We start from the raw sequence: 12,063 nt of genomic DNA on the forward strand, positions 1-12,063 counted from the left end.
CTCCACCGTGCCGTCCGATCGTGCCGGGCGGCGAGAACGTCGTCAGATCGTCGCGCGCGGTCCGGTGGGACGCTCGCGGAGTGATCTGTGGCGAGTATCGCACACGCCGATCAGGCGACCGGCATCAACGCTCGGCCAGCGGGTCGCCGATGGCCCCGGCGTCCCGGTCGAGGACACCCTGGGCGACCCGGGTGAGCAGCACGGCCTGCGGCACCTCGAGGCCGCCCGCCTCGCGCAGCCCGGTGAGCACGTCGTCGGGCCGGACGGCCGGCACGGTGTGCTCCAGGAGCAGGTCCAGGCCGCCCTCCGGCGTCACGGTCAGCCGTACGACGGCGGCGCGGCAGTCGAAGGAGCGCATCCCCTTCTTCGTCATCCGCTCGACGGTCACCGAGTCGGTCGCCAGGAACGCCGCCACGCCCGCCTCGACCGCGTCGGTCGGCGTGTCGCCGAGGTCGACCAGCCAGTGGCTCGCGGTGAGCAGGTCGGACAGGGAGCCCGCGGTCGAGGTGGCCGCGTCGACGGTCGCGACGATGTCGAGCCCGTCGGGGAGCACGGCGTCGAGGGCGGCCGCCACGTCGGCGGGCTCACGGACCTCGGCGAGCCCCAGCTCGACGTACTCGGCCTCGCTGGCGGCGCCGGTCGGCGACGCGCCGGCGTACGAGATCCGCGGGTGCGGGTGGAAGCCGGACGAGTAGGCCATCGGGATGGCCGCGCGGACGACGGCGCGCTCGATGGCCCGGCTGACGTCGCGGTGGCTGGTGAACCGCAGGCGGCCGCGCTTGGCGTACCGGATCCGGAGCTTCTGGACCGGGGGTGCCTGCTGCTCGGGCTGCTGACGACTCACGGGAGCGAATCGTAGGTCAGGGCAGCCGGGCGCCGCGCATCTGCGGCGAGGCGTAGACGTTGGTGATCCGGACCCCGTCCAGCCAGGACGTGAGCCGCTCCGCCTCCGCCTCCAGCGCCTTCCGCCCGGCCGCGGGGACGTCGTCGCGCAGCACGAGGTGGACCCGGGCGGCGTCGTCCTGCACCCAGCAGCCCACCACCCGCCCGTCCCACCAGGCGGTGTTGCCGGCGTTGCCGTTGCTGTCGAAGAGGTACGGCGTGTCGGCGGCGTCGAGGTAGAAGGAGCGCTCCTTCCAGCCCATCACCGTCGGGTCCAACGTCGGGAGCAGGGCCGCCCACGGCCGGACGTCCGCCTCCTCGTCGGTGACCGGGGCGGTGTCGTCGGGCAGCACCCATCCGGCGCCGCCACCCTCCAGCCCCACCTGCACCGCGTCGAGGTCGGCGAGCGCCCGGCGGACCGCGGACTTGGTGGCGCCGAGCCACCAGACGATGTCCGCCTCGGTGCCGGGACCGAAGGTGGCCAGCCAGCGGCGGACGAGCTCGGCGTAGCCGTCGGGCTCGGGCAGCGGGGACGGGGCGTCACCGAGCCAGGCCTCCGTCGTGGTCCAGGCCGGCTTGTTCAACCGCCAGTGCCCGGCGTTGGCGGCACGGACGATGCGCCCCTCGGCCCCGAGGAGGCTCATCACCCGCGGGGCGAGGGGCACCTCCGCGGCCCACCTCGAGCCGGGGGTGCCGCGCTGGACGGTGCCGGCGAGCGAGGACACCTGCTCCCGGACCTCGGCGGTCGTCCGCGCGGTGCCGTCGGCGAGCAGGGCGAGCACGTCCGCCTCCGCCCTCGCCAGCCAGGCGTCCGTGTCGGCGACGCCGCCGGCCACGAGGTCCTTCACCATCAGCGCGCGCTGCTGCCCCGCGACGCGGCGGGCGGCACTCCCCCACGCCGCCGGCAGCAGCTCGCGCGGGAACGCGAACAGCGTGCGGCGCATCGCCAGCTGCTTCACGACGCTGCGGTCGTCGTACAGGGCGCGGTCGACGTCGGCGACGGTGACACCGTCGACGCGGGCCCAGAGCGCGAGGTGCACGGTGGCCGCCTCGGTCGCGTGCAGCACCGTCATCGCCCGGGTCGCCGCCTCGACCGTGTCGAGCCGGTGGGCGAGGCCGTGGCGCACCGCCAGCCGGCGGCGCCGGTCGTCGTCGGTCAACTCCACCACGCCGCCCATCCTCGCCCATTAGGGTGACCGCGTGAGCGATCCCTACGGCAGCCCCTCGGGCAGCAACCCGTACGGCCAGAACCCCTACGGCCAGCAGCCTCCCGCGCCCCAGCCCTACGGCGGCGGCGGTTCGTACGGCGGCGGGGGTCCGCAGGGCTACGGCGGTGGCGGCGGCTTCGGCGGCCAGCCGCCCAAGACCGACGGCGTGTCGATCGCGTCCTTCGTGCTCAGCCTGCTCTGCTGCACCGGCCTGATCGGCCTCATCCTCGGCTTCGTCGGCCTGTCCCGGACGAAGAACGGCCAGCGCAAGGGCCGCGGGTTCGCGATCGCCGGCATCGTGCTCGGCATCCTCTCGGTGCTGCTGGCGATCGGCGGTGTCGTCGTGGTGGCGACCGGCGTGCTCGGCGAGCGGATCAACGACCTCAAGGACGGCCAGTGCCTCACCGGCAACGGCCTCGACAAGAGCGCCGACGAGGGCGTCAGCGGCATCCACGTCGTCGACTGCAGCGACAAGCACGACGCGCAGGTGATCGCCACGAAGACCCTCTCCTCCGAGGAGGCGGACGACTTCGACTTCGGCGACCAGTCCCAGATCGTGGAGCACTGCACGCCGATGCTCGACTCCGGCGAGGCCGGCCTGCTGCTCGACCCGAAGTACTACGTCATCGCGCTCACCCAGGAGAGGAAGCCGTCGTCCGGCGACAAGGTCGTCTGCGTGATCACGCTCGCCGACGGTGGTTCCCTGGACGAGAAGCTGCCCTGACCGCATGAACGATCCGTTCGGCAGCGACGGGGGCCCGCCGCCGGACCCGTTCGACCCCTACCAGCGTCCGCTCGCCGACTCGTTCCGCACGGACCCGTACCTCATCCAGGGCGGACCCGCCCTCGACGGGATCGCGGTCGCGTCGTTCGTGTGCTCGCTGACCTGCTGCGCGGCCCCGGTGGGGATCGGGCTGGGCATCGCCGGCATCGTGCGGACCCGTGACGGGCGGCGCGGCGGTCGGTGGATGGCCGTCGCCGGGTTGGTGCTCGGCGTGCTCCTCACGCTCGGCCTCGCCGCCGGCGCGACCGGCCTGGTGCTGCTCGGGACGAGCACCTACTTCTTCGACGACGCCCGCGCCGGCGACTGTGTCGACATCGACGAGCAGGACGACTGGCTGGACATCAGCCCCGCCGACTGCGACGAGCCGCACGACGCCGAGGTCGTGTACGCCGGCCGCTTCACGGCCGAGCTGCGGACGTCGTACATCGAGGACATCGGCTTCTGCCACCCGCTGGCGAAGTCCGCGGGGTACGACGGCCTGGTCGCCGGGGGCGCGCACCGCATCGACCCGATCGTCGAGTCCGACGACGTGGAGGCTCCCGAGATCGGCGACTACTTCGTGTGCGTCGCCGAGGCGGCCGACGGCGACCAGCTCACCGAGCCGCTGCCGCGGCACGAGCCCAGCGGAGGCGGCCACCCCGGCCGCGACGAGACCGACAGCGACCGGGAGACGATCAGCAGCCTGGACCTGCGGCGCGGTGACTGCTTCGACGAGCCCGAGCTGGACGAGGACGACCTCGTCAACACCGTGACGCGGGTACCGTGCAACGCCCGGCACGACTACCAGGTGGTCGGCAACGTGGTGCTCCCGAAGGGTCGGTACCCCGGGGAGAAGGCCCTCGACGCGCGCAGCGACAAGTGCCTCGACCTGTTCCGCGACTTCCTCGACATCGCGTACGACGACTCCCGCTTCGAGCTCGACTACTACTCACCCACGGCCCAGTCCTGGCGCAAGGACGACGACCGTGCCATCACCTGCCTCGCGGTGCACCCGCGGGGCCGCAAGCTGACCCGGGACCTGGAGGGGATCGCACGATGAGCCCAATGGCCGACGCCCGGAGACCAGCCGGGCGCCCCGTACGGCGGGTACGGCGGGTACGAGCCCGGCCAGCCCGCCGCCCGTACCGACGGCGTCTCGATCGCCGCCTTCGTCTGCGCGCTCACCTGCTGCGCCGGCCCGATCGGCGTCGGCCTCGGCATCGCCGGCATCGTCCGGACCAAGGACGGACGCCGCCGCGGCCGCTGGGCTGCCGTCACCGGCCTCGTCCTCGGCTCGATCGGGACGCTGGCCCTGATCGGCGTCTTCGTCGCCTTCGTCGTCGCCATCTCCAACACAGTCCTGGAGGAGGACGCCGAGGTCGGGCAGTGCGTCAACACCGGTTTCCTCGGCACCGACAGCAACGACCTCTGGGACGCGACCTGCTCGGAGCCCCACGACGCGGAGGTCGTCGCGGTGGAGCTCGCCGACGACGCGCTGGAGTCGCGGTACGACGCCGGCGACTCCATCCGGGAGATCTGCACCGACCTGGCCGATGACGGGTACGGGCCAGTGCTCGCCGACAGCGAATACCTGGTGGACTTCGCGACGGACGCCTTCAGCGAGGACATCGAGTCCGGCAACTGGGTGGTCTGCTACGTCGAGCGCGCCGACGGCGAGCAGCTGGACGGTCCGCTGGCGGGCGGGTCGTCCGGGGCCTGATCGTCCCGGTGTCCGGGGAGGTCGCCGGTGGTCGGGGAGGACCTCGGTGGTCGAGGAGGTCGCCGGTGGTCGAGGAGGTCGCGCAGCGACCGTCACGAGACCCCTGGCTCCGGCGCACCCGCTGTGGCCTTCGGTTGAGTGGGTGATCGGGTCTTCAAACGCAGCGACGAGGAGGCTGGGTACGGGGCTGGGTTCGGCGGTCGGGTGCCGTCCGCCCGGTGGTCGAGGAGGTCGCGCAGCGACCGTCACGAGACCCCTGGCTCCGGCGCACCCGCTGTATCCCCTCCGCTGGTTGAGGTGCGAGGCGCGCCAGCGCCGAGCCTCGAAACCTCTGGCTCCGGTGCACCCGCTGTGGCCTTCGGTTGGGTAGGTGGTCGGGTCTTCAAACGCAGCGACGAGAAGCGTGGGTGCGGGGCTGGGTTCCCGCGGTCGGGTGCGGTCCGGCGACCTCGTGATCACTCGTTGCGCCGCTTGTTCTGCACATGACCGGGATGGACTTTCCCCTGTCCACAGGCGGGTTTCCGTCGCTTCGTTGTGTCGGAGGTCGATGAAAGAATCCAGTCATGGACCTCGACAACAGCACCGTCTCGACAGCGTCGCTGCTGTCCGAGATCCGTGACGGTGTCGACCTCCGCGACGCCCTCATCGTCCGCGAGTGGCAGGCCATCACGTCGTGGGCTGAGGCCAACATCGTCGACACCGCCGAAGGTGCCGCGACGTTGACGGAGGGCTACCTCGACACCGGTGTCCCGATCGCCGGCCCGGGTGCCCCGCTCGTCAGCGAGTTCCAGCTGATGGAGCTCATCGCGGTCCTCGGCCGGACCCCGGATGGTGGCCGGTCGTATGTCGGTCAGGTCATCGAGTGCGCCTGGCGCCTCCCCCTGCTCTACGCCGCCGTCCTCGAGGGCCGGGTCACGCCGTGGCGAGCCCAACGCATCGCTGACCTGACGAGGTCGCTGCCGGCAGAGGCAGCGGAGTTCGTGGACCGGCACCTGAACGCCGCCGTCGGCGGCGTCGGCTGGGCGCAGCTCGAACGTCTGGTGACCGAGGCGATCCTGCGGTTCGACCCCGAACGCGCCGAGGCCGAACGCCAAGCCGCGAACGACCGCCGCCACTGTGACGTCCACCTGGACGAGGTCGACGCACACGGCGGCGTGCACCTTGACGCCTATCTCGACGCGGCCGACGGCCACGACTTCAACCAAGCCATCTCCCGGGAAGCAGCACTGCGCGGCCAGCTGGGCGACACCGACTCCCTCGACGTCCGACGTTCCAAGGCCGTGGGTGCGATCGCCCGCCGTGACCTCGCCCTCGATCTGTTGATCGCCGATGAGACCACCGGCGAGGTCATCGCCCAAGCCCCCGGCCGGCGGGTGGAGCTGAACGTCCACATCACCGACACCGCCCTGGCAGCACAGGCACAGGGGTCTCGTGACGGTCGCTGCGCGACCTCCTCGACCACCAGCGGCAACAACGTCGGGCGGTGTGAGGAGACCAGGTCACCCGTCCACGTCACCCAGGTGAAGGAATGGCTCCAGGTCCCCGGCACGACCGTCATCGTGCGACCGGTCATCAACCTCACCGACTGCATCCCCGTGGACTCGTACGAGATCCCCGACCGCCACCGACACCGCGTGACGCTGCGAGATCACACCTGCCGGTTCCCCAACTGCCCCCACCAGGCAGTCCGCTGCGACCTCGACCACGCCCAACCCCATGGCGAGGGCGGGAAGACGTGTCCCTGCAACCTCGTCCCGCTCTGCCGCAGGCACCACCGCGCCAAGACCCACAGCCAATGGCGCTACCTCGTGATCCAGCCCGGCCACTACCTGTGGACCAGCCCCCACGGCCACATGTTCCACGTCGGCCCCGCCGGCACCACGATCCTCGACGGCTACTGAAGACCGAGCCCCGCACCCCGCCCGCCCGGGCGGGGTCACCGGCATGTCCGGGTCAGCCTGCGCTCCCGGTCCGCTTCCTCTCGACCACGCTCGTCCCCGTGACGACGCTCATGGGCGGGACGTCCCGGGCCACCACCGTGCCGGCCCCGACGACGCTTCCTCGTCCGATGGTCACGCCCGGAGTGACGGTGGCTCCGGCGCCGATCCAGACGTCGTCCTCGACGGTGATGGGTGCGTGGGTGATGAAGTCGTACCGCTCCCGCAGCTCGACCGGGTGCCCTGCGGTGGTGAGCGTGACGCCCGGCCCGATCATCACCCGGTCGCCGAGGGTGATCCCGCCGAGGTCGAGGAAGTAGCAGCCCTGGTTGATGAACACCCGCTCCCCGAAGGTCGCGCCGAGCCCGTAGTCGCTGTGGAAGGGCGGCAGGATCGACAACGAATCCGGAACCGTGCCACCGAAGATCTCACCGAGCAGCACTCGCCTGCCTTCGAGGTCGTCGAAGGGCAGGGCGTTGAGGCGCGCGCACAGAGCCATCGCGACCTGCACCCGCTCCGCGAACGCACGCGACTCGGGCGTCCGGGTCGGGAGGCGTTGCTCGTCGCGCACGCCCCGATGCTGGCACACCGGCCGCGCGGGACGAGCGACGAGGTCAGACGACCGACAGGGGCAGCAGCTTCTGCCCGGTGGGCCCGATCTGGATCTCGGTGCCCATCTCCGGGCACACGCCGCAGTCGTAGCAGGGCGTCCAGCGGCAGTCCTCGACCTCGACGTCGGAGGACCCGTCGCCGACGGCGAGGGCGTCCTCCCAGTCGGCCCACAGCCAGTCCTTGTCGAGGCCGGAGTCGAGGTGGTCCCAGGGCAGGACCTCGTCGTACTCGCGCTCCCGGGTCGTGAACCAGTCGAGGTCGACGCCGGTGCCGGCGAGGGCCTTCTCGGCGGAGGCGACCCAGCGCTCGAAGGAGAAGTGCTCGCTCCAGCCGTCGAAGCGGCCGCCGTCGCGCCAGACCTCCTCGATGATGCGCCCGACGCGGCGGTCACCGCGGGACAGGAGTCCTTCGACGATGCCCGGCTGCCCGTCGTGGTAGCGGAAGCCGATGGCACGGCCGAACTTCTTGTCGGCGCGCACGACGTCGCGCAGCTGGCGCAGACGGTCGTCGGTGGTCTCGGCGTCGAGCTGCGCGGCCCACTGGAAGGGCGTGTGCGGCTTCGGGACGAAGCCGCCGATGGAGACCGTGCAGCGGATGTCGTTGCGCCCGGAGACCTCGCGGCCGGTCTTGATGACCCGCTTGGCGAGCTCGGCGATCTGCAGCACATCCTCGTCGGTCTCGGTCGGCAGGCCGCACATGAAGTAGAGCTTCACCTGCCGCCAGCCGTGGGAGTACGCCGTCGCGACGGTGCGGATCAGGTCGTCCTCGGTGACCATCTTGTTGATCACCTTGCGCATCCGCTCGCTGCCGCCCTCGGGCGCGAAGGTCAGGCCGGAGCGGCGACCGTTGCGGGAGAACTCGTTGGCGAGGGTGATGTTGAAGGCGTCGACCCTCGTCGACGGGAGGGAGAGCGAGACGTTGGAGCCCTCGTAGCGGTCGGCGAGGCCCTTCGCGACGTCACCGATCTCGGTGTGGTCGGCGGAGCTGAGCGAGAGCAGGCCGACCTCCTCGAAGCCGGTCTTCCGCACGCCGTTGTCGACCATCTGGCCGATGGTCTCGATGGAGCGCTCCCGCACCGGGCGGGTGATCATGCCGGCCTGGCAGAACCGGCAGCCGCGGGTGCAGCCGCGGAAGATCTCGACCGAGAAGCGCTCGTGGACGGTCTCGGCGAGCGGCACCAGCGGGTTGCGCGGGTAGGGCCACTGGTCGAGGTCCATCAGCGTGTGCTTGCGGACGCGGTCGGGCGCCTCCGGGTGGTTGGGTACGACGGCAGCGATCGCGCCGCTGTCGTCGTACTCGACGTCGTAGAACCGCGGCACGTAGACCGCGCCCGAGACGGCGAGCCGGCGCAGCAGCTCCTGACGGCCACCGGGGCAGCCCTCGCCCTTCCACTCGCGCACCAGCTCGGAGATCTTGAGGACGACCTCCTCGCCGTCGCCGAGGACGGCGGCGTCGATGAAGTCGGCGATCGGCTCGGGGTTGAAGGCGGCGTGGCCGCCGGCGATCACGACCGGGTGGGTCTCGTCGCGGTCGACGGCGTGCAGCGGGATGCCGGCCAGGTCGAGGGCGTTGAGCAGGTTGGTGTAGCCGAGCTCGGTGGAGAAGCTGACGCCGAACAGGTCGAACGCGCCGACCGGGCGGTGGCTGTCGACGGTGAACTGCGGGATCTGCTGCTCGCGCAGCAGCTTCTCCATGTCGGGCCACACGGCGTAGGTGCGCTCGGCGAGGATCCACTCGCGCTCGTTGAGCACCTCGTAGAGGATCTGGACGCCCTGGTTGGGCAGGCCGACCTCGTAGGCGTCGGGGTACATCAGCACCCAGCGGACCTCGGCGGCGTCCCAGTCCTTCGCGACCATGTTGAGCTCGCCGCCGACGTACTGGATCGGCTTGGACACCGACAGCAGGTGCGGCTCCAGCCGGGGGAAGACGGACTCGACGGACATGCCCCCGATTCTACGAGGGCAGGCGGGTCCGACCGGCATCCGCGGACCCGGGCCGCTGGTCCAGCCCCGTAGGGTGTGGCCCATGAGCGCCTCCACCTCGGGACGACTGGGGTGGACGGTGTTCACCCCGCCCATCGCCGCCGTCGTCCTCGGCGTGAGCTGGGGAACGCATCCCGGCCCCCTCGCGGCCTCGCTGATCGGCATCGCCCTGATCGGGGCGGTCCTCGCCGGCGTGCACCACGCCGAGGTCGTCGCCCACCGCGTCGGCGAGCCGTTCGGGTCGCTGCTGCTGGCGGTCGCGGTCACCGTGATCGAGGTCGGCCTGATCGTGATGCTGATGGTGTCCGGCAACGGCGAGACCTCGACGCTGGCGCGCGACACCGTCTTCGCGGCCGTGATGATCACGGTCAACGGCATCGTCGGGCTGGCGCTGGTCGTCGGCGCCCTGCGCCACCACCTCGCCGTCTTCAACCCCGAGGGCACGGGGTCGGCGCTCGCCACGGTCATCACCCTCGCCGGGTTGACCCTCGTCGTCCCGGCGTTCACGACGAGCGAGGAGGGCCCGGTGCTGACCGGGTCGCAGCTGACCTTCGCGGCGCTGGCCTCGCTGGCGCTCTACGGCTCGTTCGTCTTCACCCAGACGGTTCGCCACCGCGACTTCTTCCTGCCCGGGGCCTCGACCTCGATTCCCGGCGGCTGGACCCCCGACGACGACAGGGACGGCGACGGGCACGCCGACCCGCCGACCGACCGCGAGGCCTGGACCAGCTTCGGGCTCCTGGGCCTCTCGCTGGTCACGGTGGTCGGGCTGGCCAAGGTCGAGTCCTACTCGATCGAGGACGCGGTCGAGTGGCTGGGCTTCCCCCACGCCGTCGTCGGCGTCGTGATCGCGATGCTCGTACTCCTCCCCGAGACCATCGCGGCGGTGCGGGCCGCGCTCCTCGACCGCGTGCAGACCAGCCTCAACCTCGCCTACGGGTCGGCGATGGCCTCGATCGGCCTGACGATCCCGGCGATCGCGGTCGCCTCGATCTGGCTCGACGGCGACCTCGCGCTGGGCCTCGAGCCGCTGCAGCTCGTGCTGCTGGTGCTCTCGGCCGTCGTCGGCGTGCTGACCGTCGTACCGGGCCGGTCGAAGCCGCTCAACGGCATCGTGCACCTCGTGCTGCTGGCGGCCTTCCTGCTCCTGACGGTGGCGCCGTGAGCACCCGCACCCTCCGTCGTACGACGGCCGCGCTGGCCTGCCTCGCCCTCGCCACCGGACTCGCCGGCTGCTCGGGCGACGACGGTGGCGGCGACCCCGACCGGCTGGTGGTCACCCCCGTCACGGACGGGTCGACGTCCGGGCTCAGCCCGCGCGGCGACGGCACCCGGGCGAGCGTCGCCGGCTACACGATCGAGGACGTCCGCCTGCCCGGCGCCGACCGGACCGGCGAGGTCTCCTTCCGGATCGTCGACGAGGCCGGGAAGGCGCTCACCGACTACACCCCGGAGCAGACCAAGCTGCTGCACCTCTACGTGGTCCGCGACGACCTCGGCGAGTTCCGCCACGTGCACCCCGAGCTGGGCGAGGACGGCACCTGGCGCGGCCGGGTCGACCTGGGCGGCGGCGGGTGGTGGCGGGTCGTCACCGAGTTCATCCCGCAGGGTGCCGACCGCCCGGTCGTGCTGGGCACCTCGCAGCGGGTGCCCGGGAAGTGGCGGCCGGCCGTCGTGCCCACCGGTGACGCGGCCGCGACGAGCGACGACGGGGTCGTCCGGATCGGGCTGGACGGCCACGGGGAGGTCGGCTCCAACGGTCGGCTGCGCATCTCCGTGGCCACCCCGCACGGCGAGCCGCTGCAGCTCGGCAGCTACCTGGGCGCGACGGCGCACCTCACCGGCTTCGCCATCGGCACCGGCGGCTTCGTGCACGTGCACCCGCTCGGTGCCCCCGAGGTGACCGACGACGGCACGATCCTCACCTTCCACACGACCTTCACCGAGCCGGGCAGCTACCGCATGTTCGTGCAGGTCCGCGTCGACGGGCTGCTCCACCAGGTCGCGGTGACCGCCACCGTCGACCCCGAGGCGTGATCCCGCGCGTGGCGGGTAGTCGTCTGCGCGCACCATCCGAGAACCCCGAGGAGAACCGCATGACCCTCAAGACCGTGCCCGCGTCGATCGCCGCGCTGCTGGCCACCTCCCTGCTGCTGGCCGGCTGCAACGACGACTCGTCCGGCGACGCCGACGGTGGGAAGTCCAGCGACGCCCCCACGTCGGCGTCGACCGGGTCCTCCGACAGCTCGTCCGGAGGGGCGTCGGAGAGCGAGGGCGCGTCCGGCGGCGAGCTCACGACCGCCAACTTCTTCGACGAGGTGCTCGAGGCCCAGCAGGCCGCCGGCTCGTTCAAGGGGCGGGCGACCACGACCACCGCCGGGACCTCGATGACCATCGAGACCGAGGCGAAGTACGAGGGCGACGAGGCCCTGTCGCACGGCAAGACCACGGCCGGCAGCCCCCAGCAGCTGGAGACCGTCAGCGCGTCGGGCGTCGTCTACCTCAAGTCCGAGGGCCTCGGCGTGCCGGCCGGCAAGTGGCTGAAGATCGACTCCAAGGACCCCGCCAACAAGGACAACCCGTTCGCGGCCCTCGCCGCCGTCTCCGACCCCGAGACCGCGCTGCGCGCGATGGGCGACCTCGACTCGCTCGAGCTGGTCGGCGCCGAGGAGGTCGACGGCGTGGACGCCGACCACTACAAGGCCGTGATGAACACGAAGAGCTACGCCAAGGTCCTGGGGCTGCCGGCCGACGCGGCGACCACGCTCCCGAAGACCATCCCGTTCGACATCTGGATCGACGGCGACAACCGCCCGGTGAAGTACGAGGTGAGCCTGTCGGTCCAGGGCGTCACCACCTCGACCAGCCAGACCTACTACGACTACGGCGCCGACGTCGAGGTGAGCGTGCCGAAGGACAGCGACACCGTGCCGCTCTCGGAGACCGGCCTCGGCTGAGC

11 protein-coding genes are annotated in these 12,063 nt (G+C 71.8%); 7 read left to right on the plus strand and 4 right to left on the minus strand.

Annotated features, from left to right (window positions below; all coding sequences use genetic code 11):
- Nucleotides 1-124: 124 nt before the first annotated feature.
- Together AC2YHB_RS20745 and AC2YHB_RS20750 are read right to left on the minus strand one after the other, a co-directional pair.
- Nucleotides 125-844, minus strand: coding sequence for a TIGR03936 family radical SAM-associated protein (locus AC2YHB_RS20745; protein ID WP_179647691.1), 720 nt, complete (start codon nucleotides 842-844; stop codon nucleotides 125-127).
- 16 nt (nucleotides 845-860) lie between these two features.
- Nucleotides 861-2,051 (minus strand): winged helix DNA-binding domain-containing protein, encoded by a 1,191-nt coding sequence (locus AC2YHB_RS20750; RefSeq protein ID WP_179647692.1) that lies wholly within the window; start codon nucleotides 2,049-2,051, stop codon nucleotides 861-863.
- A 31-nt stretch (nucleotides 2,052-2,082) separates the two neighbouring features.
- On the opposite strand from AC2YHB_RS20750, the gene AC2YHB_RS20755 reads away from it, so the two are divergent.
- The 4 genes from AC2YHB_RS20755 (at nucleotide 2,083) to AC2YHB_RS20770 (ending at nucleotide 6,474) form a co-directional block, all read left to right on the plus strand.
- Nucleotides 2,083-2,814, plus strand: a complete 732-nt coding sequence (locus AC2YHB_RS20755) for a DUF4190 domain-containing protein (RefSeq protein ID WP_036541376.1) — start codon at nucleotides 2,083-2,085, stop codon at nucleotides 2,812-2,814.
- A 4-nt stretch (nucleotides 2,815-2,818) separates the two neighbouring features.
- A complete protein-coding gene (locus AC2YHB_RS20760) occupies nucleotides 2,819-3,913 on the plus strand; it encodes a septum formation family protein (protein WP_179647693.1) in 1,095 nt (364 codons plus the stop codon).
- A 414-nt stretch (nucleotides 3,914-4,327) separates the two neighbouring features.
- Nucleotides 4,328-4,573 (plus strand): hypothetical protein, encoded by a 246-nt coding sequence (locus AC2YHB_RS20765; protein ID WP_179647694.1) that lies wholly within the window; start codon nucleotides 4,328-4,330, stop codon nucleotides 4,571-4,573.
- Between the two features lie 563 nt (nucleotides 4,574-5,136).
- Nucleotides 5,137-6,474 carry an HNH endonuclease signature motif containing protein gene (locus tag AC2YHB_RS20770; RefSeq protein ID WP_179647695.1) on the plus strand — a complete coding sequence of 446 codons (1,338 nt, stop codon included), beginning with the start codon at nucleotides 5,137-5,139 and terminating at the stop codon, nucleotides 6,472-6,474.
- A 52-nt stretch (nucleotides 6,475-6,526) separates the two neighbouring features.
- Here AC2YHB_RS20770 and AC2YHB_RS20775 read toward each other — a convergent pair whose 3' ends face one another.
- The gene (locus AC2YHB_RS20775; RefSeq protein WP_179647696.1) at nucleotides 6,527-7,081 is read right to left on the minus strand and encodes a sugar O-acetyltransferase; all 555 of its coding nucleotides are present in this window, start codon (nucleotides 7,079-7,081) and stop codon (nucleotides 6,527-6,529) included.
- A 43-nt stretch (nucleotides 7,082-7,124) separates the two neighbouring features.
- On the minus strand, nucleotides 7,125-9,065 hold the full coding sequence (locus tag AC2YHB_RS20780; RefSeq protein WP_036541367.1) for a TIGR03960 family B12-binding radical SAM protein: 1,941 nt from the start codon (nucleotides 9,063-9,065) through the stop codon (nucleotides 7,125-7,127).
- A gap of 82 nt (nucleotides 9,066-9,147) precedes the next feature.
- On the opposite strand from AC2YHB_RS20780, the gene AC2YHB_RS20785 reads away from it, so the two are divergent.
- From AC2YHB_RS20785 to AC2YHB_RS20795, 3 genes are read left to right on the plus strand one after another with little or no spacing between them, the layout of a single operon-like run.
- A complete protein-coding gene (locus AC2YHB_RS20785) occupies nucleotides 9,148-10,269 on the plus strand; it encodes a calcium:cation antiporter (RefSeq protein WP_179647697.1) in 1,122 nt (373 codons plus the stop codon).
- The gene (locus tag AC2YHB_RS20790) at nucleotides 10,266-11,141 is read left to right on the plus strand and encodes a hypothetical protein (protein ID WP_179647698.1); all 876 of its coding nucleotides are present in this window, start codon (nucleotides 10,266-10,268) and stop codon (nucleotides 11,139-11,141) included. Before AC2YHB_RS20785 ends, AC2YHB_RS20790 begins: the two co-directional genes overlap by 4 nt.
- Before the next feature lie 59 nt (nucleotides 11,142-11,200).
- A complete protein-coding gene (locus AC2YHB_RS20795) occupies nucleotides 11,201-12,061 on the plus strand; it encodes an SCO4651 family lipoprotein (RefSeq protein WP_179647699.1) in 861 nt (286 codons plus the stop codon).
- Nucleotides 12,062-12,063: the final 2 nt, after the last annotated feature.

The sequence above is a fragment of the Nocardioides sp. SRI_004 genome (genome assembly GCF_057586415.1).

What these genes read in the sequence shown, in the direction of transcription:
- AC2YHB_RS20780 (WP_036541367.1), bottom strand. Translation starts at nt 9,065, where the DNA reads ATGTCCGTCGAGTCCGTCTTCCCCCGGCTGGAGCCGCACCTGCTGTCG.
- AC2YHB_RS20770 (WP_179647695.1), top strand. Translation starts at nt 5,137, where the DNA reads ATGGACCTCGACAACAGCACCGTCTCGACAGCGTCGCTGCTGTCCGAG.
- AC2YHB_RS20760 (WP_179647693.1), top strand. Translation starts at nt 2,819, where the DNA reads ATGAACGATCCGTTCGGCAGCGACGGGGGCCCGCCGCCGGACCCGTTC.
- AC2YHB_RS20785 (WP_179647697.1), top strand. Translation starts at nt 9,148, where the DNA reads ATGAGCGCCTCCACCTCGGGACGACTGGGGTGGACGGTGTTCACCCCG.
- AC2YHB_RS20795 (WP_179647699.1), top strand. Translation starts at nt 11,201, where the DNA reads ATGACCCTCAAGACCGTGCCCGCGTCGATCGCCGCGCTGCTGGCCACC.